The organism is Streptomyces olivaceoviridis (genome assembly GCF_014650115.1).
GTDB lineage: Bacteria > Actinomycetota > Actinomycetes > Streptomycetales > Streptomycetaceae > Streptomyces > Streptomyces olivaceoviridis.
In genome coordinates this window covers 19,367-42,042 of record NZ_BMUI01000037.1, presented here as the reverse complement: position 1 = coordinate 42,042, position 22,676 = coordinate 19,367, and the positions used below count along the sequence as shown (strand labels likewise).

17 protein-coding genes and 4 pseudogenes are annotated in these 22,676 nt (G+C 71.7%); 3 read left to right on the top strand and 18 right to left on the bottom strand.

The window, feature by feature from the left end; genetic code table 11:
* Window positions 1–412: 412 nt before the first annotated feature.
* On the top strand, window positions 413–619 hold the full coding sequence (locus tag IE273_RS38340) for a hypothetical protein (protein ID WP_189819750.1): 207 nt from the start codon (window positions 413–415) through the stop codon (window positions 617–619).
* Between the two features lie 304 nt (window positions 620–923).
* Here IE273_RS38340 and IE273_RS38335 read toward each other — a convergent pair whose 3' ends face one another.
* The 15 genes and pseudogenes from IE273_RS38335 to IE273_RS38270 form a co-directional block, all read right to left on the bottom strand.
* Complete coding sequence (locus IE273_RS38335; RefSeq protein ID WP_189819749.1) at window positions 924–3,839, bottom strand: helix-turn-helix transcriptional regulator; 2,916 nt, start codon at window positions 3,837–3,839, stop codon at window positions 924–926.
* Between the two features lie 263 nt (window positions 3,840–4,102).
* Complete coding sequence (locus tag IE273_RS38330) at window positions 4,103–7,237, bottom strand: type 2 lanthipeptide synthetase LanM family protein (RefSeq protein ID WP_189819748.1); 3,135 nt, start codon at window positions 7,235–7,237, stop codon at window positions 4,103–4,105.
* Window positions 7,238–7,377: 140 nt separating this feature from the next.
* Entirely contained in the window at window positions 7,378–8,118 is a 741-nt protein-coding gene (locus tag IE273_RS38325; RefSeq protein WP_189819747.1) for a Type 1 glutamine amidotransferase-like domain-containing protein, read from the bottom strand.
* A 163-nt stretch (window positions 8,119–8,281) separates the two neighbouring features.
* Complete coding sequence (locus tag IE273_RS38320) at window positions 8,282–9,385, bottom strand: terpene synthase family protein (protein WP_189819746.1); 1,104 nt, start codon at window positions 9,383–9,385, stop codon at window positions 8,282–8,284.
* A gap of 116 nt (window positions 9,386–9,501) precedes the next feature.
* On the bottom strand, window positions 9,502–10,362 hold the full coding sequence (locus tag IE273_RS38315) for an ABC transporter permease (protein WP_189819745.1): 861 nt from the start codon (window positions 10,360–10,362) through the stop codon (window positions 9,502–9,504).
* Window positions 10,359–10,964, bottom strand: a complete 606-nt coding sequence (locus tag IE273_RS38310) for an ATP-binding cassette domain-containing protein (protein WP_189819744.1) — start codon at window positions 10,962–10,964, stop codon at window positions 10,359–10,361. Before IE273_RS38310 ends, IE273_RS38315 begins: the two co-directional genes overlap by 4 nt.
* A 1,382-nt stretch (window positions 10,965–12,346) precedes the next feature.
* Window positions 12,347–13,114, bottom strand: a complete 768-nt coding sequence (locus IE273_RS38305; protein WP_229887971.1) for a DUF2182 domain-containing protein — start codon at window positions 13,112–13,114, stop codon at window positions 12,347–12,349.
* On the bottom strand, window positions 13,111–13,725 hold the full coding sequence (locus tag IE273_RS38300; protein WP_189819743.1) for a DUF1326 domain-containing protein: 615 nt from the start codon (window positions 13,723–13,725) through the stop codon (window positions 13,111–13,113). Before IE273_RS38300 ends, IE273_RS38305 begins: the two co-directional genes overlap by 4 nt.
* A gap of 547 nt (window positions 13,726–14,272) precedes the next feature.
* Entirely contained in the window at window positions 14,273–14,413 is a 141-nt protein-coding gene (locus IE273_RS38295) for a hypothetical protein (protein ID WP_189819742.1), read from the bottom strand.
* 11 nt (window positions 14,414–14,424) lie between these two features.
* Window positions 14,425–14,818 (bottom strand): annotated as a pseudogene (locus IE273_RS44200) (NACHT N-terminal Helical domain 1-containing protein); the annotation flags it as partial.
* 483 nt (window positions 14,819–15,301) lie between these two features.
* Window positions 15,302–15,576 (bottom strand): annotated as a pseudogene (locus IE273_RS38290) (IS5/IS1182 family transposase); the annotation flags it as partial.
* A gap of 175 nt (window positions 15,577–15,751) precedes the next feature.
* A complete protein-coding gene (locus tag IE273_RS38285) occupies window positions 15,752–16,690 on the bottom strand; it encodes a dihydrodipicolinate synthase family protein (RefSeq protein ID WP_189819741.1) in 939 nt (312 codons plus the stop codon).
* Window positions 16,690–17,487: an aldolase gene (locus IE273_RS38280; RefSeq protein ID WP_189819740.1), complete on the bottom strand. Its 798-nt coding sequence runs from the start codon at window positions 17,485–17,487 to the stop codon at window positions 16,690–16,692. The genes IE273_RS38285 and IE273_RS38280 overlap by 1 nt, the downstream gene beginning before the upstream one ends.
* A gap of 97 nt (window positions 17,488–17,584) precedes the next feature.
* On the bottom strand, window positions 17,585–18,304 hold the full coding sequence (locus IE273_RS38275; RefSeq protein WP_189819739.1) for a glutamine amidotransferase-related protein: 720 nt from the start codon (window positions 18,302–18,304) through the stop codon (window positions 17,585–17,587).
* Window positions 18,305–18,486: 182 nt separating this feature from the next.
* On the bottom strand, window positions 18,487–19,833 hold the full coding sequence (locus IE273_RS38270) for an aminotransferase class I/II-fold pyridoxal phosphate-dependent enzyme (protein WP_229887970.1): 1,347 nt from the start codon (window positions 19,831–19,833) through the stop codon (window positions 18,487–18,489).
* A gap of 172 nt (window positions 19,834–20,005) precedes the next feature.
* Between IE273_RS38270 and IE273_RS44195 the strand changes: the two genes are divergently transcribed.
* Entirely contained in the window at window positions 20,006–20,206 is a 201-nt protein-coding gene (locus IE273_RS44195) for a Ku family protein (RefSeq protein WP_229887977.1), read from the top strand.
* Window positions 20,207–20,434: 228 nt separating this feature from the next.
* On the opposite strand, the pseudogene IE273_RS44190 reads toward IE273_RS44195, so the two are convergent.
* The 3 genes and pseudogenes from IE273_RS44190 to IE273_RS38255 all read right to left on the bottom strand — a co-directional run.
* Window positions 20,435–20,623: pseudogene (locus IE273_RS44190) on the bottom strand (DUF6207 family protein); the annotation flags it as partial.
* A 517-nt stretch (window positions 20,624–21,140) separates the two neighbouring features.
* Complete coding sequence (locus IE273_RS44185) at window positions 21,141–21,617, bottom strand: hypothetical protein (protein WP_229887968.1); 477 nt, start codon at window positions 21,615–21,617, stop codon at window positions 21,141–21,143.
* Window positions 21,613–21,953, bottom strand: a pseudogene (locus IE273_RS38255) (helix-turn-helix domain-containing protein); the annotation flags it as partial. The pseudogene IE273_RS38255 and the gene IE273_RS44185, both read right to left, overlap by 5 nt.
* Window positions 21,954–21,968: 15 nt before the next feature.
* Between IE273_RS38255 and IE273_RS38250 the strand changes: the two are divergent.
* A complete protein-coding gene (locus tag IE273_RS38250; RefSeq protein WP_373309465.1) occupies window positions 21,969–22,343 on the top strand; it encodes a hypothetical protein in 375 nt (124 codons plus the stop codon).
* Window positions 22,344–22,676: the final 333 nt, after the last annotated feature.

Here is a 22,676-nt window from a genome sequence, read left to right as displayed (position 1 = left end):
TACGTCGCCGGCCTGCGCTTCTCACCCAGCCAGGCGGCACGGGCCCGACGCCCCGCGCCCCGCGGCCCCCCATCGGCCGACGGCACCGGGCAAGGGCTGCCGGGAAATATGGGGGACAGTTCCCCATGCGGGCCCCCACCACATCTGTGACCTTGTTCTCGTGACCGAATCAGCCGCACCCGCGACTCCCCGCGGCGCGAACCCCCCGGCCCCCGTCCGACGGGCCGCCACGATCCTCACGGCCGGCGCCGGCCGCGAACCGCTCCGCCCCGGCGCTCCCGCCCCGACCACGGCGATCGCCGAACGTCGCTGTACCGGCCGGCCCTCCGCACGCTGAGAGCCATCGGGCGGATCTGCCGACGCCGCTCGCTCACCTTCCCGTACCCGCCCTCACAGACACGAGGTTCCCACCATGGCCGAGCTCCGTCGCGATGCCTCCTCCGCCCCCGCCGACCTCCCCGCCCGTCCGGACGCCGACTCGGACGCCGCCGGCGGCATCACCCTGTCCGGCCGCAACCGCGCCTGCGCCCGAGCCCGCGTCCTGGCCGGCATGGTCCTCACCAGCGGTCTCGTCATCACCCTGACCTCGATCGACACCTCGGTCTCGGCCCCGCACTGAGCCGCCCGCCCCGCGCCGGGGCGCCGGCGGCAGCCGGCCCGGCCGCACCCCGTCCCCGCCGATACCGGCCGGCGCACACCACCGGACCGGCGGGAACGAACCGCGGCTGGGAAGCCGAGCTGCCCCGACCGACCGGGCACGGCCCCTCACGGACTCGGTGCGGCCGGCACGCAGGGCTTCGACCCCGTGCCGCGCCGGATACCGGTCCCACGCGGCCGGCCGGACCCCGCTCGCCGGGGCCGGCCGCCGAGTCCCGGGGCCCGCCCGGCGACTCCCCTCCGCCGCGGCGATCGTCAGACAGGCCTCAGACGTCCCGCAGGGCGGCCGATTGTGCGCACAGGTCCGCGCGGTTCGCCGCCCCCGTCTTCGTGACCAGACTCGCGATGTGCTTCTCCGCCGTGCGCGGTGAGATGAACAGCCGGTCGGCGATGTCCTTGTTGCTCAGCCGCTCCGCCAGAAGCCGGAACACCTCGAACTCCCGCACCGTGACGCCTTGGGCGCGCAGCCGGTCGGGGATGCCGCTGGTGCCGGTGCGGTGCTGGTGCACGGAGGCGCCGAGCCGGCGCAGCCCCGCCCGGCAGGCGCCCGCGACGGCCTGGACGTCCCGCTCGTGGAAGTAGTGTTCCGCCCGCCGCAGCCAGCCCACCGGATCGCCCCAGCCGTCCTGGTGCGCCGCGTCCGCGATGAGTCGCAGCCCGAGATGCCGGGCCAGCGGGTACGGCTCGGCCACCGCCAGCGCGGCCTCCACCGTGGCCGCCGCCCGCTCACCCGCGCGCTCGCGGCCCAGCAGCACGGCATCGCTCAGCAGCACGAACTGACGGTTCCAGCGCATCCGGGCGACGGCGGTGGCGGTGATCTCCTTGTGCCGGGCCCGGTCCGCGTCCCCGGCGAGCACGTCCAGCAGCAGGACCAGGCCGTGGGTGCCGCCGAGATGGTAGGTCGAGGGGTTGCCCGCCTCCAGCGCCAGCACCTGCCGCAGCTCCTCCCGGGCGAGGCCGCGGTTCTCCTCCAGCAGAGCGCAGAACGCCCGGGCCAGACCGCGGCCGAGCGCTTCCTCCTGCGAACCGGCGCCGTCCCACTCGGCGAAAGCCGCCAGCGACCGCTCCATCGCCTCCCGGTCGGCGTGGTGGGCCGCCAGGACGGCCTGGGCCATCAGGACGTACCGCACGACGGGCGCGAGACGCAGCCTCCGCACGACGGCCATGCACTCGGCGGCGGCCGACCGGGCGGCGTCGTAGTGGCCGCGCAGCACGGCGTCCAGCACGAGGATGCCGTCCACGGTGTGCACGATGTTCACGGAGCCGAGCCGCAGTGCCTCCTCGCGGACCGCCAGCAGGCCCGCGGTGCCGCTGTCGGCCAGCCAGGCGTTGCCACCGAGCCGGGTGGCCGCGTACATGCGCTGGAGAGGGAGACGGTGGCGCTCCGCCGTGGCCAGTGCCTGTCCGAGCATCGCCGCCGACTCCTCGGGGTCCCGCTCACGGGCCACCGTCGCGAGCAGTTCCAGGGCCTGGCAGGCGACGACGGGCAGACCGTGCCGTTCGGCGGTGTCGGCGGCGGACCGGGCCAGTTTCTCCGCGTGCTGGGTGCGGTCGGGCCCCGGCGTGTCGAGGGCCAGGTAGGCAGCCGTGACGTCGACGGCCGCGGCGACCGACTCGTCCGGTGCCACGGCCAGCACCTCACGGGCCCGCACTATCTGCCGGTTGCCGTCACTCCACCGGCCCGCCGTATGGGCGACTTTGGCCAGCCGGGTGTGCAGCGTGGCCAGACGGACGGGGCTCAACCCCGAGCCGTCCAGCGCGTGCAGGTCCTCGGCGAGGTCGAGGGCGCGGGCGAAGTCGCCGGCCTCCGCGAGGGCCGGCAGCAGGTTCTCCAGCACCATGGCCCGCGACTGCGGATCGCCCGCGTCGGCCAGCAGGGCCTCGGACCGGCTCAGCAGGGTGACGGCGGAGCCAAGGGCCCCGGCCGCCAGCGCCCGCCCGCCCGCGTCCGCGAAGAGCAGGCCGGCCTCCACCTTGTCGCCCGCTGTGCTGCGCAGCCCGGCCGCGAGCGCGCACCAGTCACCGGCCAGGTCCGGATGCAGTTCCTCGACCGCCTCCGCGCCCCGCCGGGCCAACTCCGCGCGCAGGCCAGGGGTCATCTGCGTGAACAGGGCCTCCACGGTGAGCGAGTGACGGAAGGAGTACCAGTCCGGCGCGGGTTCGTCGGGAACCACCAGCCGCGCGGCCACCCCGGCGTGCAGATGGCTGAGCAAGGCCCGGTCGTCGACGCCGGTCATGCGCTGGAGAACCGTGAGCGGGAAGCGCCGGCCGAGCACGGCGGCGGCCGACAGCAGGGTCAGGCCCTGTGCACCGAGTCGGTCGATACGCCGCACGATGCCACGGGCCAGCGACGAGGAGACGTCGCTGCGGAGGTTGCCGACGGCCCGCCAGCCCTCCGGCCCCCGCACCAGGGCGCCGGCTCCGATCATCGACTGGAGCAGTTCCTCGACCAGGTACGGGCTCCCCGAACTGTCCTCCCACAGCCGCTCCAGCACCGCCGCGGGTACCTGCTCCGGACCGTCGGCTCCAAGTTGCGCAGCGATCATCTCGTGCGTTTGGGGCCGGGTCAGCGGTGGCAGTTCCACCAGGGTGGCCGCGCCGCGCCGACGGGCGGACTGCGCGAGATCGAGGGCGTCGCTGAAATCCGTCCGGACCGTGGCGAGCAGCAGGACGGGCGAGTACTCCAGGTTGTCCACCAGGTATTCGAGAACGCCGAGCGTTTCCGGGTCGGCGTCGTGCAGATCCTCAAGCAGCAGCAACAGGCCCTGCCCGCGCCCGGCGGCGATGAGCAGCCGCAGTACGGCCTCGCCCAGGATCACCATGGAACTGCTGTCCCGTTCGCCGGTGTCCCAGTCCGGGATCAGCCGCCCGAGAACCGGCCGGTAAGGACCGAGGGCCAGGTCGTCGACGGGGTCGCCACCGCGGAAGAGCGGCATCAGGGCCTCGGTGAGCGGTCGGAACGGTACGGCCGGTCCCGTGGTGCTGCTGCGGCCCCGCAGCACCCGCATCCCGGCGCCCAGACCTCCGCCGACGGCCTCCGCGGCGACCCGCGACTTGCCGACACCGGCCTCTCCCACGAGGAACACGACACCGCCGCGACTCTGGCACGTGTCTGCCAGAGCACGTTCTAACAGGACCAGTTGGGAATCCCGTCCGACCAGAGAAGGCGCATGGGAACGCATGAGCGCAGATAGTAATCGGACATCGGCTACCGCGGCAGGTCGCGCAGCCGGGTACTGGTTCCACCTCCCCCCGCGGCGCGCCGGGCGCGGGCCCTCGCCAACACGTCCACGGCAACAGTCCCGGTGCCACCGCGGCTCGGGAGCGAGGTGCCGAGTGTGCTGACGACGCGGCAGGTGAGCACCACGGCGGCCGGGACACGGTCGAGAGCGCGAGCCCGGTCGCGGCCCGCGGGCGTGGTGCGCCGCAGCGGGCAGGCGAGCGGTCAGAAACCGGGCTCTTCCAGGAGCAGCAGCGACGGCACGGTCTCGGGGCGGGCGAGACGGAGGAGCCCGTAGCCGATGCCGGACAGGCCCGTCAGCAGCCCGGGGGAGGGGACGTGGTCGGGAGTGGCGCAACGATGGCTCTGCGCCTCGACCAGCGCGAGCACCTGTCCGGAACACCGGGACAGCGCCCCGGCGGCCACCGTGTCACCCCGCCCGGCGAGCGTGGTCAGCGCCTCCAGCGTGCCCAGCGTGCCCAGCCCGAGACTCAGACCAGGACGCACCTCGGCGTCAGCCAGGAAGGGGGTCAGCGCGCCGACGGCGCTCAGCGGCGCGGCGGCGGCCACGCCGGCGAGCCCGGAGACCCAGGAGAGGTCCGCGGGCGCGGTCCGTACCGTGCGGACCGCGGCACGCAGCAGCGCGTCGGCGGCGCCGGAGTGCGCGGCGGCCCGCTCCGGGCGACAGCCGGCGTAGCGCCGCAGAGCCCAGCCGATCCCGGCCGCGCCGTCCGCGAACCCGGGCTCGCCACCGACGACCGCGGCGTCCGCGGGCCGGCCCGGCCGGTCCGGTCCGCGCACCGTGGCCAGCAGCAGGTCCGCCACCGCGTCGGCCAGCCGCAGGGCCTCGGGCATCCCGGTCGCCTCGTGCGCGGCGACGGCGGCGGTCAGCGCCCCGGCCGCGCCACCGGCCAGCCCCGGGTCGGAACAGGCGGCCACGGCGTGCCCGAGCGCGGTGAGCGCCTCAGGCAGACAGCCCGTCAGGTCCTCACCCAGCAGCACGGACAGCCTCACCAGCGCGTGGACGACACCGGCGAGCCCGGTGTAGGCGCCGGGTCCGGCCGCCGCGCTCAGTTCCGGATCGGCGGCCAGCGCCTTCATCAGGGCGGGCAGTGGCCGGACCGCCTCCCGGGCCAGCGCGGCATATCGGCCGGCCCCGGTCAGCGCGTCCGCCTGCGCCAGGAACAGCGCCACCCCGCAGTACCCCTGCCCCAGCCCGGCACCCATCGGCAGCACGGCCCAGTGCGGTCCCGACACCTGCTCCAGGCCCAGCCAGTTGGTCCGACCGCCGCCGCGTACCGCGCGGGCGGCGATCTCGTCGGCGATGCCGCACGCGGCGGCCAGCAGCCGCGAGGCGTCCGGCACGACCGCCGGGAGCGGGGCGAGGGCGAGTTCGGAGCGCCGCGCCAGGGGCGAACCGCTGCCGCGTGCCGCCAGCGTCGCCGAGATGATCCACTCCTGGTCGTGGCAGTCGACCTCGTCCATCCGGGCCAGCTTCGCGCCGACCGCGGTCAGGGCGGCCACCGGCAGCACGTCCGGCAACCAGGTGCCATCGGCCGTCCGGACCCCTGTACCGGACGGCCGATGCACGAACAGGGGGACGTCACCGCGCCACAGCTCCGCGGTCTCGTGCTCGATCAGGCGCCGGCGGGCCTCGTCGTACTCGGACTCGGTCCACAGCACCGCGAACACGCCCTCCCGAGCCAGGGCGTCGCCGAGCAGCGAAGGGTGGGCGGACTCCTCCAGCAGCGTGGCGTACAGACGGGTGGAACGCACGATGAGGCGCGCGGGGCTGTCCGCGTGCAGCGTCAACGGCCCGCCCGGGGCGAGCAGGTCACGACCGTGCGCGGCCAGCGCCGCGTAGCCGGTGCGGAACCCCTCCAGCAGGGCCGCCCGGTGGTCCGCCCATTCCAGGGGCACCCCGGTGGGGAGCGGCTGGTTCTGCGCGGCCGGGCTGAGCACCGCCCCCCGTACCGCCCGCATCGTGTCCTCGCCGCTGTCCTCCCAGTGCAGGCCCTCGCTCGGGAAGGTGCCCTCGGCGTCCCGGCCCAGCGCGGAGATGTCCAGCGCGCCGTGCTCGCCGATCAGCAGGTGGGGCAGCAGACAGGTGCGGTGCACGGAGGCATGCAGGGCGTCCGCGGCAGGGTCGGCGCCGGCCGTCATGGCCTGCGGAAGGCCGGTGTGCAGCAGGGTCTCCGCGTCGACCAGGACCGGCTGGTCGCCACAGGCGATGACGTTCTCGTAGTGCATGTCGGCGCCGTCCACCGCGTACAACAGGGCCAGCAGCGCGCCTTGACGCCGATAGAAGGCATCGGTCTCGGTGCCCGATTGGCACCAGCGGTGCTCCACGAACTCCAGCCAGCCGTAGCCCGGCCGGCGCACACTGCGTGGCGTGCGCAGAGCGAGGCCGGGCACCTTGGCGCCGAGCCAGGCCGCCAGGTCGTCCAGCAGGCCGTGCTGATCGAGCGGCCGGGGCTTGTACACGAGCCGGCCGCCGCCGGCGAAGCGCAGGACAGCGACCGCCCGGTTGCCCTGGTGGGCGTCGCCCAGACCCAGGTCCACCCCGGCCAGCGCACCGGGCCCACGCCCGTCGAGGAGCTCGCCGGCCAGGTCCTCCCGGTCGGCCTGGAACCGCGTCACCAGCTCCACCGCGGCGTCCGCCGCGTCCAGCGCGGTCTGCGCGAGCATCCGGGCCAGCACCGGGTAGGACGCGAACAGTTCGGACAGGCCCCGCCGACTGCCGGTGGCGGTGACGAACGAGGCGAACCGCTCCCGCGGGTCCGCGCCGGCGAGCCGCCGGGCGCGTCGGGCCTCGGACAGCTCGTGGACCAGGGTCCTGGCCGCCTGCCGGGTCAGCTGCTCGGTCAGCCGCCGCTCGAACGCCTCCCGCCACACGACCTGTTCGGCCGCGGACACGTCCGCCGTGCGGCGGGCCAGCAGGTCTGCGGTCGGGGTGACGAGCGGCCGCACGACGGCGGCGAAGACCCCGGGACCCGTGCCGTCCCCGGTCGGCACGTCGACGCTCTCGGGGGCGGCGGCCAGCGCCGCCTCCGCGTAACCGGCCCAGTGGGGCTTGGCCGCGCGGGCGGCGAGGCACTCGGCGGTTTCCGCGGCGAGGGCCGCCGCGGTGGCCCCGTCCACCCCGAGGTGGGCCAGTCGCAGGGCGAAGCCCTCGCCGTCCCCGAGGTTCCACGGGGCCCGCCCGGCGGCGGCACCGGCGGGCGCAGCCGGGAGGCCGGGTGCGGCGAGCCGTTCCGCGAGGGTCAGCGCCGGGGCCCACCAGGCGTGGGGCGGGCCGGCGCTGAGCGGGGCCGGAAGGCTGGCGGTCCGGGGAGCCGGGAGGTCGGCGGTGTCAGTCACGGGGAAGAAGGTGCCAGACCTCCGTGACCCCCACATGGGGAAGTGACCCCCATATTCCTGGGCACCCCGTGTTCCCGCGCGTGCCGCACCGATCGGGAGCGGTCACCGCGTGGACGTCCCGTGACGACGGGAACGGCTGTTCAGAACCGGGGCGTGGGCAGCAGCCGTGGTTCGATCCGCTCCTCCACCGTCTCGGTGCCCGCGCGGCCGACCACGTAGGCACCCCTGCCCGGCAGTTCCGCCACGGCCTCGACCAGCTCGGTGCCCCGGTAGACCAGACCCACCCCGTCGTCGGTGCAGTGGGCCGTCCGGAAGGCGCCCTCGGCGACCAGCCGGTGGATCAGCGGACGCCGGCCCGCGTCGGAGTCGTAGTGCACGCCGTTGCCGTACGGCAGCAGGCCCAGCCCGTCGGTGACCGGGCGCAACCCGGGGCCGAAGGAGTCCGTCGCGCCGCCCTCGAACCAGCAGAGGGAACCCGCGCTGATTCCGGCGAGCACCACGCCCGCCCGCCACGCGCGCCGCATGATCACGTCCAGGCCGTGCACCCGCCACACGGCGAGCAGGTTGGCCACCGAACCGCCCATCACCCAGACCACGTCGTGCGCGAGGACGGTGCCCTCGACGTCCTCGACGTTCGGCATGGGGAACAGTTGCAGCGGAGTGAGGTCGTACCCCGCCACCCGGGCCGCCTCCGTCACCCGCGCCGTCACGTGCTCGGCGTCACCGGTCGCCGTGCCGACGTACAGGATGCGGGGGCGCCTGCCGTGCACGCCGGAGAGGTCGACCGCATGGTGGACCAGTGCGTCGAAGAGCAGCCGGGTGCGCGTGCCGGCACGGTGCCCTCCGGACGTGGCGAGGATGGTCGGTTCCGCAGCGGTCACACGGGTGATCGTAGCGCCGGGACCGGCGCGGGTGTCCCGACCCCGGAAGACGAACGTCTGCGCTTCCTGTGTCTCGTGGGCGGCGACCGCTTCCGTGCCTCGACGTAGCCGCCGCGGCCTCCATGGCGGCCAGGGATGCGGGGGCTCGTGTGGGCAGCGGGCGTCAGCAGTGGTCCCACCACCAGGAGATGCTCGGGTAGGGCAGCGGGCTGGTGTCCGTGGTCGACAGCGAAGGTGCCCAGCAGGCGGGGGTCTTGGCGACGTCTTCCAGAGCCATGCGGTGTGCGGCTGACGGAACGTAGCGCGGCGCGCACAGCGACACCTCGGTGTTGGCGATGATGAAATGAGCGAGTCCCTCGATGAGGTAGCGCAGGGGCGGCTCGGCCGAGGGCATCAGGCGCTCGCGCAGACGGAGGATGAGGAGCATCAGGCGGTCACGCAACTCGACCGCCGTGGCCACGGCCTGGTCGAAGGAGAGCCCGCGAGCCGCTTGCAGGATGCCCAGGATGTTCGGGGACGTCTGGCCCTCTGCCTTTTCCTTACGGTAGGAGAAGACATCGTTTTCCACTCCGACGAGCAGAGTTGTGCACTCGATCAGAGCCCGGACCGCCGGCGCGTGCCATTCCTCATCCGGGATGGGCGCAGGACCGCACAGTGCGATCTCCGCAGCGTACGTGTAACCGCCGATGTCGTGAATGCGCAGGGCGAGATATTCGTCTTCGTTGGGTTCGTCCATGTGCAGCTTGTGAACGCCGCTGGTCAGCGTGTGCCTGAGCCCGGCGCTCACACGGGCCACCTGGGTGGGTGTGCACTCCGCGCGCAGTTGCTCCATCGCGTCGTGCAATGCGGTGATGAGGGGACTTGCGTTCTTCGGTACTCGATATCCCGGCGACTCCGACACATGCGTGAGCCGGCCCACGAATCGGATGATTTCACTGATCCGGCCGGAGGCCTCGGCGTGATCGAGCACATCGTCGTCGACGACGAGTCCCCACTCCGCCAGGCAGCCGATGCCGCGGAGCACTCTCTTGCTGGTTTCCGGGGTGGAGAACCTTCCAAGGCACCAGGCCATGACCGTCCCGGGAATGTGGTGGGATCCGGCGCTCGGTTCGGTCCACCCGTACGACTCCTTCCACGCTCGGACCTCGGCCATGACGTCCGTGGGAACGTGGGAGGGTTCTGGCATCGGCAGGGGGTAATGGAAGCGCGGCGTGCTTCCCCGCTGTGCTGGAATCGCCGTCTGGCCCACTTCCGGCGTGTTGCTCATGCAGGCTCCTTCGTCGGTGCGAAGAGGTGAGGGTGATGGCCTGAAGGTGTGTCCCCCGCGATCGGCCGGCGAGTGCTGATTCCGGCTGGGGGGTGATCGCGGCGGAACGCCGTCGGTTACGGGGAGCTTGGCGAGGAGTTCTGGCCGGCAGCTGGTGCCCGCTGAGTTTCGAGGGCCGCAGCGTCGCGTGATTCCGCGGTTACGGGGCGACCTGGCCGGGGCAGGGCGTTGCGGGTGCGGTGGTGGAAGGCCAGGAGGCCCAGGAGTGCGGTGGCGGCGAACCACAGCAGCTGGAGCGAGAGGTAGGCGGGCACCGGGGTGGTGGAGAAGCCGGCCGCGGTGGCGGCTTGGACGGAGCCGTAGGTGGGCAGCAAGCGGGTCAGCGGGTTGTCGGCGCCGGCGCTCACCACGGGGTTCTGCAGGGCGATGTCGATGACGCTGGTCATCACCAGGGCGAACATGCCTTCGACCTCGCGGTGCAGCAGGGATCCCATGACCACGCCCATGGCTCCGTAGGTCAGCGCGGCGCAGAACAGCGCGGCGGCGAGCAGGTAGGGCTGCTTCGGTGCCCAGGCGATGCACATGGCTGCGGTGGCGTAAGCCGCCAGGAGCGCGGACGCCAGGATCAACGAGGCGGCCTTGGCCAGGACGAGATCGGTGCGGGGGTAACCGGCCATGGCCAGACGCCGGTCGAAGCGCCCGCCGGTGAAGGTGGCGGCGAACATCATGAACCCGGTGACCAGGGTGACGGCGTTGAGGGCACCGGTGATCTGCGTCAGCTCGTTGCCGGCCGGCGCCAGCCTCTCGCCGGTGGCGGCCAGTTGGAACGGGGTCGCCCTGTCGGGGATGGTGAGGTAGACCAAGCCGACCCAGGTGGGAATGAAGAAGACGACCAGCAGCATGGCGAACCGGTTACGGCCATGCTCGATCAGGTCGTACCAGGTGGCTGTGGCGAACAGGCTCAGGTGTCTCCTCATGCTGCTCCCGCCGTTTCCCGGCGCAGCGTGCCCGCCTCCAAGCGCCACAGCTCGTCGAGGCGTTCGCCGTCGTAGGCCAGGTGGGAGACCACCAGGACGGAACGGCCGGCGTCGCGCAGCCGGGCGGCCAGTTCCCAGAACCGCTGGTAAGTGTCCCAGTCGAACCCCTGGTAGGGCTCGTCCAGCAGCAGAACCTGCGGATCGTGCATGAGCGCGAGCGTGAGGTTCAGCTTCTGCCGGGTCCCGCCGCTGAGCGCCCCGGCGCGCACATCGGCGTACTGGGAGAACCGCAGGGTCTCCATGACCTTCTCGGCGTGACGCAGGTCGGCCAGCGCGAAGGCCGCCTTGAAGAACTCCAGGTGCTGCCGGACGGTCAGGGCGTCGTTGAGGACCACCTCCTGCGGGCAGTAACCGAAACGTCCGCGGTGATGCACCATGCCGCGATCCGCCCGCAGTTCACCGGCGAGGATCTTCAAGAGGGTCGTCTTGCCCGCGCCGTTCTCGCCGACGATCCCTGCCAGTACACCGGGCCCGAGGCCGAAGTCGACACCCCGCAGGACCACCCGCCGACGATAGGCGTGATAGACCCCCCTTACCTCCACTGCACCGCCCCCAGCCAATCCAGTAAGTAATGTCGCCATGTCATCCGCCGATTCGATGACACGGAAACCATTAGATCCACGACCTTGGCCTCAAACCGCCCAATACGGTGAAACGGAGGCCCCCGCCGTTCGATTGACACAGGACTGCACTCGCGTGGAGAGCGGCTTTGAACGTCGCAGTTCGTTCCCGACACCGAGCCGCCACTCGTCACCGTGAGGACCGTCTCGACATCCCACCGGCGGCCCGAAGCCCCGATCTCGGTGAAGTCCGGATCCAGAAGCTCAAGGACACGGTCCGGACAGGCACGCACCTCGGGATCAAGAAGCCGCGTCTCCCTGTCGATGGCCGCCTGCACGGCCCGCTCACTCTCAGGCGTCATGCGGGAACCCTACGGAGGCGGCTTGCCAGGGCACAGCGGACTGATCACTCTACGGGGCGACAGCACGGCGGTGCCGTCGAAACCTCCGTCTCGTGTGCCGGCCCGGCCAGTGCCCGGCGAGCCATCGATGGCTCGCACATCCCTCGACCCGGTATGCCAGATCCCGCCCCTTCGTCCGGCTGCGGCCCTCGACCACATGCGTGGCAGACGCGGAGCAGGCGGTGAGCCAGTGCAGAACAGGCATCGTGTCCTCCCGCCGTCAACGGTCCGCCGGACGGACCGGGCCGGCGGCATGAGGCCGGATTCCTCCCACCCCTCAGAGCGCTGCGCCAACTCCTCTCCAACACACCGGAATTAGTGGATTTCAGCCGCTTTTGTCTCTGGTGGTGGCGGTTGGCTCCTGCTGAGATCACCTCTGCCCAACCGATGCTTCACCGTCTTCTTCGAGCGGCCTTCGCTGAACCTGAGCCCGCTCAAGTCCCGTCCGTGCGCCTGCCGTCCGGCTACCGTCCGCGCGGGCGAGGACTTCGCCGCGCGGCCCTTCGCGCGGCCGTAGCAGCCGCGGCGACTTCCTTCAGCGCCCGCCCGGGCCCCCTGATGTATCCGGCCGGCCCGGGCGGGCGCCGCCGTTTCCAAGGCCGTATCCGCCCTCGCCGGCACGCCAGGCCATCCGTTCCACGCACCTTCGACCGCGGCCACGGCGCGCGGCGCTTCCCCGCCCGGCCCGCACCGGGCGCGTCAGCCGCCCGGCCGGCAGCCGGGACCGCGCAGCCTGCCAGGCTCGGAACCGTGCAGGAGGGCCCGGGTGCACGCCGACCCTTCCAGCTCCTGGCCGGCCTTCTGCCGCTCCCGGGCGCGTACGGCGCTCGGCCGGTCACCCACCGCAGACGCACGGCTGTGCGCCGCCGGGCACCTCCCGGCCCTGCAACCGACCGTACGGACGCGCTCACGCACTGCATCCCGGCGCCCCGCAGGCGGGCGACGCGGTGACCGGGGCCACGGTCATCGCAGGCCCATGTCCGTCATGCCGCCGCCCGTGAGGTTGGGCGCCAGCAGGGGCAGCCAGAAGACGCCGATCGCGAGGGCGAGCGAGGCGAGTCCCACGGCGCGGGCGAGGAGACGGCCCCGTGGCAGGCGTTTCTCGGCGGTGATGACGGCGGCCAGGCCCACCGTGGCCCAGAGGTTCATCACCCCGAACGCGGTGAGCAGCAGCATCAAGGACCAGCAGCAGCCCAGGCAGAACGCTCCGTGATGGGCCCCGGCACGCAGGTGGCGGGCGGGGCCGCGGTACGACGCGTAGTGCAGCAGCGAACCGACCGGTGAGCGGCACCGGGTGAGGCAGACGTCCTTGAGGGGGGTGAGCTGGTAGGCACCGCTGAGGGCGAAGACGGCGGCGGCCACCGCCGTCCCCACGGTGGGATAGGCGGTCGCCACCCGTGCCGCCCCGGCGGCCAGGGCGTACGCCGGCAGTCCGGCGGTCGCCCAGACCAGCAGGTAGCCGGCGGTGAACGCGATCAGGCGCGGCGTCCGGTGCGCGGGTGCGGTCCGCGCGTACAGCGAGGCGACCGGTGCCGTGGCCGGCAGCATCATCGCGGCCATCATGATCGTCCACGCGCCCAGGAAGGCGGGCAGCTCGCCGGCCGCGGTCCCCGCTCCCATGTCGCCCCGGCGCAGTGCCGTCCACGTCCAGGCCGCGGCCGCGGCCGCCGTGAGGACGACCGCTCCGGTGCGGGCCGTGGGGCGGCGGGCCGCCGTCGCGGGCCGCGTCACGCCGACCACGAGAAGGGCGCCGAGTGGGCGTTGTGTCCGGTGAAGTCCCAGGAGCGGCCGTGCACGCCGTGGCCGACGGCCCGTGTCGACCTGGCGACGGTCAGCGTGCTGTTCGCCGGGTGGAACATGCCGGACAGTTTCATCACGGGACCGGCGCCGCCGAACTGCGGGGCGACCTGGTCCTCGATCTCGATGTGGATGGCGTCCGCCACCCGCACGGTGTGCCGGCGGCCGTCGTCGTGGAAGTCGATGGGTACGCGTTCGACGCCGAGCACCTCGGCGACGAGGGGCGCGAGCGCCGCCATCGGTCCGCCCGCCTGCCCGGAGAAGACCTTGCCCAGCGCCTCCGCCTGGCCGTCGTCGGCCGAGGCGTCGACGTACAGCGCCACCTGCCAGCCGCCGTCGGCCATCACGCGCGGCGCGTCGGCGAAGACGACCACGTTGCGGTCGGACACGTCCACGCCGTCGACCTCACCCTGTGCGACGTGGAACGCGAACGTCACCTGACAGCGCTCGTTGTCGGCAGGGGCGGTCAGGCCCGAGGTGGTGCAGGGGCAGACGGTGTCGCAGTTGCAGCTTTCGAAGTAGGTACCGGTCACGTTCCACGCCATCTCCGTACTCCCGCCTGGTCCACCCGCCGGCGGTACGAAGTGACGCCCACCCGACGGGGCGCGAGGCCCGGCGCGGGCGTCGGCCTGGTGCGGCGCTCGCGCTCAGGGGAATTCGGGGCCGCGGACACCGCCACGCGTCCGCCGGCCGCAGGATCGGTGTCGGGATGACCTCTCGGCCGACACGGCCGCCCGACTGCTGTCCAGGCTAGTACGCGCCCCAGCACCCCGCTCGTCACGCGTCGCGGCGCCGCGCCCGGCGAGGAGACCCCCGGTGCCTTCACGCCATCCGACGCGCTGAACAGCAGCCCCGTCGTACGGCCTCCCAGGCAGACGTCGATGGCGTGCCCGATGGTCGGCGGAACGCCCTTCGGCCCCAGTCCAGCGATCACATACGGCGTGCCGTTCAGCACCTGGTCGTAGCCGCCCTCGGGCCACCCGGTCTCACCCAGCGCGGACGGCCCCTCGGGGGCGTCCGCGGGCCGCGTCGACCGGCCACGGCCTGCTGGTCAGCCTGGCAGGCCGTGCAACTTCGCGGCACTAGCCGTGGTCAGCGGGTCTGTACGGGCTCGGAGTAGGTGGTGAAGAACCGGTCGCCGGTCAGCTTGTGGCGCACAAGCTGTTCGCGGACGGTCCGTTCGTCCGCCCAATGGTCCGGAGTGCTTGCGAGCGCGGCAGCGTAGCGCGTCACGGCCTGCCTCCTGCGTCGGTCGACAGCCCATCCGGCGCGGGCCCTGGGAACGCAGCCTTCGTGCCAGTTCCCGGTGACCGAGCCGCACGGCCTGGACGTCGTCCACGTCCAGGTCACCAAGCGCAAGCAGCCTTCGGGCCAGCGCATCTACCACAGCGACTCGCTCCAGGGGCCGGAAAGGTCGCTCGCCCGGTGAGTCGATGGCCTGCTGAACCAGGTACTCCGCGAGCTTGTGCACGTCCTTTTCGCCCAGCGTGCGCTTCTCGCCCCGGAAGGAGACCAGGTTCTTCATCCGCACAGGTCTGTCGACCAGGCCAGCGCCAGGCCCCTCCGCCACGAACAGTTTTTGATCAGTGAGCCGACCAAGCTGGAGGTGAGTTTGCCGCCGAGTACCACAGGCTCCATCCGACACCCCCGTGCATTCTGGGTACGGACAGAGCCTGGAGCGGTGGGACCTACCGGGGGCAGAACCCCTGGGACTGGCCGCGCGGACGGCCGCCAGCCGGCTCTCCCGCTTGGCCGGTCCAGCCAGGGCTGCCGAAGGGTGCGACGTCGCCGAGAGGGGGCGGGGCGCGGACGGCGCCATCGTGCCGGGTGCCGCCACCGGCCGGCGCTGTCGCGGGCGACATCGACACCGACTTCCACGACCAGCTCGGGCCGCACCAGGGTGACGTCCAGGACTCCCCGGCTGCCCCGTCCGGCGGAGAAGGTCCAGCCCGTCCACGGGTGCTCGCCTCTGGACGGGGCCAGGAGAACGGCAACGCTGCGGGCGGCCGCCTGGCGGAGCGTCGTCGTGCGACCGGTGTACTGCAGGCGGCCGGCGGTGTCGTAGCGGCCCAGCAGCAGTGTCCTCGGTGTCCTCACCGATGCGGTGACCGCTTCTCCGGTGCGGGGCACGCGGATGCGTTCGAGGACCGGGACCATCTGTGGAGCGTCGCCCCACTGGCCGGGAGTGACCAGCAGGGCGAGTGGTCTGCAGCCGCCGTCGCTCGCGAGGTGGATCTTGCTTGTCAGTCCGCCCCGGGACCTTCCGAGCCCCTCGTCGGGGCGGTGCTGCCGAGGAGTTGATCTTCTTTCGGTGTCCGCGGAGCCTTCCTACGGGCGCCAGCGGCGTGCTGGTGAGCACGGCAGGACGTCGAATCGACATTCGCCATGCTCCAGTCAGCCGAAGCCGAAGCCCATGCCGAGGAGCTGCTGTCGCCTGAGCCAAGCGAACGCGCCGTCCGGGAAGCAGCGGTGGTTTCGGCGGCTTCTCGGACGGCGCGGCTGGAGGCAAGGTGCTGTCCAGCTCCGGTGCAAATGCCTCTTTCTGTACGGAACGCTTCCCCGCCGGTTGGGTCAGGGCATGTGTGGTGTCGCTGTCAGTGGCTCGCCGTCCAGGTGGGGGCTGGATTCGAGCCGGTCGAGGATGTCCCGGAGTTGCTGGGTCTCCTTGTCGGGCAGGGGCAGCAGGGGTGCGCGGGGCGGTCCGGCCGGGCGGTTGTGGAGCTGAAGTCCTGCCTTGATGGCGCGGGGCAGGCCGTGGCCGACGATGAACTCCAGGAACGGCAGGAGTTCGGCCAGGATTGCGTCGGCCCGTTCATCGCGTCCGCAGATCACTGCGGTGTAGAGCTGGAGCGTCCAGTCGGGGACGAGGCACGGGGCGGCGGTGCACCAGCCGACGGCTCCGGCGCGGAAGGCGTCGAGGGCGACGGGGTTGCTGCCGTTGTAGACCGAGAGAGTGCCCTCGGACAGTTCCCGCAGGGCGGTGAAGCGGGCGACGTCGCCGGAACTCTCCTTGACCATGGTGAGGTTGGGGATTTTCCGGGCGAGCTCGACGATGGTCTCGGGCAGGAGATCGATGCCGCTGGTGCCGGGGTTGTTGTAGAGCATGATCGGCAGGTCGGTGGCGGCGGCTACTTCGGCGTAGTGCCGGGCGAGTTCGGCCTCGGTGAGTTTCCAGTACACCTGCGGGAGCACCATGATGGCGCTGGCTCCGTGCCGGGCGGCGACGCGGGCACGGCGGACGGTGCCTTCTGTGGTCAGGTGCGCGACGCCGACCAGGGTCGGGACGCGTCCGTTCACGGTGTTCAGGACGGTCCCGCAGACGGCGTCCCACTCGGCTTCGCTGAGGTAGGCGCTTTCGCCGGTGCTGCCCAGTGGGGCGACGGCGTGGCTTCCCGAGGTCACCAGGCGGTCGGTGAGGTGGTGCAGCGCGGTGTGGTCGACCGCGCCGGTGTCGGGGTCGAAGGGGGTGATGGGGTAGGCGATGACTCCCTTTAAGGGCGCGCTGGCCATCAGAGGTTCACCTCGCTGGTGAGGCAGTCGGAGTGGTTGCGCAGCGCCTTGCGGGCGTAGTAGGCGAAGTTGGCCTTGCTGCGGCGGTCGGTGGAGGTCCAGTCGTGGGCCTCCCGGGCGAGGTCTGGGTCGAGCGGCTGGATGGTTCCCGCGGCCATGGCGAGCAGCTGCAGGCGGGCGGCGCGTTCGATGAGTATGGCCAGGGTGCAGGCTTCTTCGATGGTGGCGCCGGTGACGAGCTGGCCGTGGTGGGCGAGGAGGATGGCGCGCTTGTCGCCGAGGGCACGCGAGATGATCTCGCCTTCCTCGTTGCCGACGGGGACGCCGGGCCAGTCCTTGAGGAAGGCGCAGTCGTCGTAGAGGGGGGTGGTGTCCATCTGCGAGACGATCAGGGGGACTTCGAGCATGGCGAGCGCGGCGGTGTGCAGCGAGTGGGTGTGGATGATGCAGTTGACGTCTTCGCGTGCCCGGTAGATCCAGGAGTGGAAGCGGTTGGCGGGGTTGGGCATGCCGCTGCCCTCCAGAACCGTCAGGTCCTCGTCGACGAGGAGGAGGTTGTCCTCGGTGATCTCGTCGAAGCCGAGGCCCAGGCGCTGGGTGTAGTAGGTGCCGGCCTCCTGGCCGCGGGCGCTGATCTGGCCGGCGAGTCCTGAGTCGTGGCCGCCGTCGAAGGCGATGCGACAGGTGAGGGCCAGCTTCTGCCGTACGGTCAGTTCGGAGTCGGTGAAGTGCTCGTGCATCTGCTGTTCGGCACGTCCGACGAGGACGTCTTTGGAGTCGTGCAGGGTGGTTGCCATGTTCTCTGCTCCAGTTCCCAGGGCCCGCCCGAGTCGGCGGGCACTCTGTCCGGGGTCAAGGGGGGAGAAGGTGCTGAGCGGTGGCCAGGAGTGCGGATCAGCGGCTGGCGTAGTCCGCGGCGAGGCGGTCGAGGAACGTCATGAGCTTGGCGTTCATCTCGGTGTAGTCGCTGGCCCGCAGCTGGTCGGGCTGCTGGACGTAGGGGCGGTCGATGAGTTCGGCGAGTTCCTTCTCGGAGTGTTCGATCAGGGCGTCGATGCAGGCCGGGGTGAACTCCATGTGGCACTGGAAGCCGTACACGTACCGGCTGTAGGCGACGATCTGGCGCGGGCAGCCCGCGCTGGTGGCCAGCACGGTGGCGTCGTTGGTCAGTCCCGGCATGTCGTTGTGCCAGTGGCCGGTGTCGAAGGTGTCCCCGAGGCCGGCCAGGAAGGGGTGCCGGCGGCCCGCGAGGGTGAGGGCGACGGGGAAGGCTCCGATCTCGGTGTGCGGGCTGGAGTCGAAGGCGGCGCCGAGTGCCTCTCCGACGAGTTGGGCGCCCAGGCAGACCCCGATGACCGCCTTGCCCGCCTCGATGCAGGCGGCGATGAGGGCCTTCTCCGCGGCGGCGTCGAAGTACGGGTACTCCTCGGTGGTCGTGCTGGGCTGCTGGGGGCCGCCCATCACAATCAGCAGGTCGATGCCGTCCACACTCGCGGGCAGCGCGTCGCCCTCGTGAATACGGGAGTAGCCGATCTCGTGGCCCCGGGCGCGGGCCCAGTCCTCGTAGGCCCCCGGGGCCTCGAACGCCTCGTGGACGACGAAGTGTGTACGCATGGCAGAGCCAGCCATTCTGTATGACGATGCGTCCTGCTCTCCCGCGCCGGGCACTACATGCCGCACCAGGCCGGGGAGAGCAGACGAAGAGGGAAGGGGGCGCCGGTGCCGGCACCGCAGGGGAGGCGGGGTGCGGCACCTGCGGCACACGGTCGCACAGGCGAAGCCGTACGCGTGGCCGGTCAGTACCGGCCGGGACGGTGCAGCGTGTCGGCGACGTCGTCGGCGAACTGCGCGGCCTGCTCCTCGGTGAGCATGGAGGTCGTCACCCGCACAGCCTGAGCTTCGGACGGTCCCGAGGTGAACAGGCCGCCGGGCTGCACGGCCCAGCCGCGCCGCGCCAGGGCGTCCGTGACCGGGCGCGCGGGCGTCTTCAGCGGGATCCAAACGTTCAGCCCGTCCGGCCGGTAACCGTCCGGGAAGCCGATCCCGTGCTCACCGAGTCGCGCCAGGAGCAGGGTGCTGCGTTGTACGTAGGTTTCGCGTGCCCGGGCGGTCAGGGCGGTGACGTCCGGGTCTGTGAGCAGGGCGTGGGCGGCGTGCTGGAGCAGCCCGCTCACCCACGTAGTGCCCGTGTTGAGCCGGGTCTCAAGGCGGGTCGCGGTCTCCTGGTCGCAGGCGACCAGGGCCAGGCGCAGGTCCGGGCCGAGGAACTTCGACACCGACCGCACCAGCGCCCATCGCGAGACTCCCGGTGCCGTGACCCGGTGGTAGGAGGCTCGGGAGACCGCCCAGAAGTGGTCGTCCTCGATGACCAGCGCTTGGGGGTGATCGGCGAGGACCGTGCGGAGTTCGGCGGCGCGCTCCTGGGTGATGCTCACGCCGGTCGGGTTGTGCGCGCGGGGCGTGCACACCACCGCTCGCACCCCGCTCTCCAGGGCCGCGCGGAGGGCATCCGGGCGCATCCCCTGCCCGTCGACCGCCACCGCCACGGTCCGAAAACCGTTCAGCCGCAGCGTGCCGATGCTCGCCAGGAAGCACGGGTCCTCGACCGCCACCGCGTCCCCGCGGGTCAGGTAGGCGTTCAGCAGCCGCTCCGTCGCATCGACCGCGCCGTGCGTGACCACGAGCTGGAAACCGCTGCCCCCGACGTCCGGCGCGAACTGTTCGGCCGCCCACTCGGCCAGCCGTTCATCGACCGGCGGCGCACCGTACAACGCCGGCCGGTACCCGCCACCGTGGAGGGCCTGAAGTGCGTCGGGCAGCAGCTGCGGGTCCGGGTTGCCGCTGGCGAGGTCAGTCAGCCGGCCGCCGAACCAGGCCCCCTCACTGGCCAGTTGCGGTACCCCGGCCACCACCGTCCCGCCACGCCCACGCGTCTCGGCCTCACCCGCGGCCACCAGCTGCCGGTAGGCCGACGCCACCGTGTTCCGGTTCACGCCCAGCTCTTCCGCGAGTGTACGCACCGGCGGCAGCAGGTCCTGCGGTGCCAGCTCGCCCGACGCGATCAGGTCCCGCACACTGCCGGCGATCTCCGCCGCGGTTGTCCCGCTGATCTGCATGCTGTCCACCTCCTGAGAACCGACCATAGCATTGATCCTAGGACATAGAAAATATGTCATAGGTCAAAGGAAGGCTCGTGCGCTTGCTCGCTGAGCAGAGACGGACAACGGACAGCCTGAAAACCTGTTCATAACCTGCACGCCATGCGCTGGCCCGACGCGATCCGCGCCCCCCGAGCTGCTCCCGCCGCCGACCGAGGTGTCCGAGGCGGAGATCGAGGGCGCACTGGCGCTCATGGACACCATGGCCACGGACTCGCTCGAAGGCCCGGACTTCACCGACCGTTACACCGAGGCGCTTGCGCAGATCACCGAGGCGAAACGGGAGGCCAAGCCGCTGCCCGAGGCACCGGAGCCGGAGCAGCCGGCCGCCGTGCTCGACCTGATGACCCCGCTGTAGGAGTCGGTGCAGAAGGCCCAGGCCTCCCGTACCGGGGGCGCAGGCCCTGCGCAGGTGCACGAGCTGCAGCAGCCGAAGAAGACGGCCGCGAAGAAGCAGCCGGCCCAGAAGGCCGCGGCCAAGAAGACAGACGGGCAGAAGGCGCCTCGTCGCCCGCGCAGAGCGTGACGGCCGTCCCGCGCAACTTCGGCTGTGAGTTCTGTGACGCTGCGAGCCGAGCTCTTGGCGCACGTCCAGGTAGCAGCGCAGCCGGACACCGGGCTCGCCGGGTGCCCGGCTTGTGGTGTCTGCGGTCGCGGTCGCCGACCGTCCGGCGAGCAGCTCCTGGACCGCGAATGCCGTCTCGTCATCACAGGCCGCGACCTCGACGACGGCCAGGCCCGGTTCCGCCACATGCACTTCGCTGATCGGTTCCATACCGGGCATCACGCGCCGGCGCCGGGCGCAGTTCTCCCCTCGCGGTCTGTTCACCGGACCGAGTAGGGCCGGCTCATGGCGACTACGGAGGCGGTGCCAGCCGCGTCTGGGGGAGCTTCGAGAACCTGCAGACGCGCGCGGGAATGTTCATCGGGCAGGTGTCGTTGAACAGGGCGTGATGGTGAAGGGAACAGTGTCCCCGGGCCTCATCCATCGCATGCGAGGACGATCGTTCGGCTGAAGCCTCGCATTGCCTTTCGCCGCGTAGGCGACCGCCCCTTCACGATCACACCCCTTTGCGGGTTCAGCCCCGGCCGGCATGCCTGGCCGGGGCTTTGCGCTTCAGTCTCCGATGCCGAGGTCCGTGCCCGGCCGGCCGTGTACGAACGGCTGCACGGCCGCCGCTGGTCGGCTACGGCCCCGGTGAAATGCCCGGCCGTCGGTACACGACCGGCTCGTACAGCTGTCGAGAAGGTCCGCCGGTCGCCAAGGCAGGGGACGGGCGAGAGCGACGCCCTCAGCGCGCTCGGACGGAGGCTCCGTAGGTGGCGGTCTGGCGCAGTACGGCCACGTCCTGTGCCGGTGCCGGCCATACCTGGATGAGGTACCACTCGGTGACCTCCTCCGGGGCGAGGTCGATGGCGGTGTCCCGGCCGCGGGCATGGACGCGCAGCCGGTAGTCGCCGGGGCCGGCGAAGGAGAGTACCGGCAGCTCCTCGTCCAGGTCGTCCATCAGTCCTCGCACCATCAGCTCTCCCGACACCGAGTGCAGGGACACCTCGACGATCTCCTCCCACACTTCGCCCCCGGGCTGCGGGGCTTGGGTGTGGCAGGTGACGGTGACGTCGACGTCCCCGGTGTGGATGCCGGTGTGGACGGTGGCGATGCCGTCCTGCACCTCGACCAGGCCGTTGTGCTCGCGAGGCAGATCGGGGCCGGCGGGGCCGTCCTCGTCGCTGATCTGGAACTGGTGGTACTGCACCACGGAAGTCATGACGGTTGCCGGGTACGGGCCGGCCGACCACCACGACCACGCGGGTGTGTCGGCGTCGATGACGACCTGGTGGGCGGTGGCGTACCGATAGTTCTTGGACTGCTCGGCGATGCTGCGGTCACGGGTGGGTACCAGGGTGCCGTCCACGATCAGCACTGCGTCCTTCGCGAACTGCTTGCGCGGCTTGAGCGCGAGCCTCGGGCCGAGGTGCTCAATGACGCGACTGGCCGCGGACTTCGACACGCCGAATAGTGGCGCCAGTTGCCGTAGCGTCAGATTGGTCCGCCAGTACGCGGCGACCAGCAGCACACGGTCCGCCAGCGGCAGCCTCCACGGGACAAGGTGGGACTGATGCTCTTTCCAGGCGACGACGACGTGGCGAGCCCGGACATCTCCTGGTCCTACACCGGCTTCAGCATGTTCAGGAAGTGGCTGACCCAGGCCGAGGGGATCACCCTCACCGAGATGGACGGCTTCGGCGGAGAGCGCCAGTGGTGCAGCGTCTCCACCACGCTGGCGCCACTGCTCAACCATCCAGACGACGATGGCCCCGACCTCGCACCCGCTCAATGCGCGGTCATGTTGCCCCGGCTGGAAGCGATTCTCGATCAACTTCAGCCTGACGACAGCGACCCCGCCCTTCGACGGCGCATCGAAGACGTCAGACAGTTGATCACCGTCCTTCGGTTCTGCGTGGACAAGGACGTTGAGCTCATCTTCGGCTAACCCCGGAAGCGCGGAGCAACCCGTCGTTGAGGGGATGGCCGTGGTTACGGGACAGCCTTTAGCCGGGGTGCGGTGACTGAGCCTGTCCGTGTCCGTAGGTTGACTGACCGAGAAGGGCAGAAGCTGCAGCAGATCGTGCGCCCTCGGCGACGACCGCTCCTTGATCACGGTGTCGGCCCCACCGCCTGGGCCTGGGAGAAGCACACCCGGGCCGTCGCCCATCGCGCCGGCCGCACCCCTACCCCCGCCGAGGACACCGCGCTCCTCCATGACGACCTCCGCCTGAGCATCGACCGCATCGCCACCATCACCGGCACCGACCCTGCACGGGTC

Coding starts and splice junctions, on each gene's coding strand:
- IE273_RS38340 (WP_189819750.1), top strand. CDS start 413: ATGGCCGAGCTCCGTCGCGATGCCTCCTCCGCCCCCGCCGACCTCCCC.
- IE273_RS38335 (WP_189819749.1), bottom strand. CDS start 3,839: ATGCGTTCCCATGCGCCTTCTCTGGTCGGACGGGATTCCCAACTGGTC.
- IE273_RS38320 (WP_189819746.1), bottom strand. CDS start 9,385: ATGAGCAACACGCCGGAAGTGGGCCAGACGGCGATTCCAGCACAGCGG.
- IE273_RS38315 (WP_189819745.1), bottom strand. CDS start 10,362: ATGAGGAGACACCTGAGCCTGTTCGCCACAGCCACCTGGTACGACCTG.
- IE273_RS38300 (WP_189819743.1), bottom strand. CDS start 13,725: ATGGCGTGGAACGTGACCGGTACCTACTTCGAAAGCTGCAACTGCGAC.
- IE273_RS38285 (WP_189819741.1), bottom strand. CDS start 16,690: ATGGCCAGCGCGCCCTTAAAGGGAGTCATCGCCTACCCCATCACCCCC.
- IE273_RS38280 (WP_189819740.1), bottom strand. CDS start 17,487: ATGGCAACCACCCTGCACGACTCCAAAGACGTCCTCGTCGGACGTGCC.
- IE273_RS38275 (WP_189819739.1), bottom strand. CDS start 18,304: ATGCGTACACACTTCGTCGTCCACGAGGCGTTCGAGGCCCCGGGGGCC.
- IE273_RS38270 (WP_229887970.1), bottom strand. CDS start 19,833: ATGGTCGGTTCTCAGGAGGTGGACAGCATGCAGATCAGCGGGACAACC.
- IE273_RS44185 (WP_229887968.1), bottom strand. CDS start 21,617: ATGACTTCCGTGGTGCAGTACCACCAGTTCCAGATCAGCGACGAGGAC.
- IE273_RS38250 (WP_373309465.1), top strand. CDS start 21,969: ATGCTCTTTCCAGGCGACGACGACGTGGCGAGCCCGGACATCTCCTGG.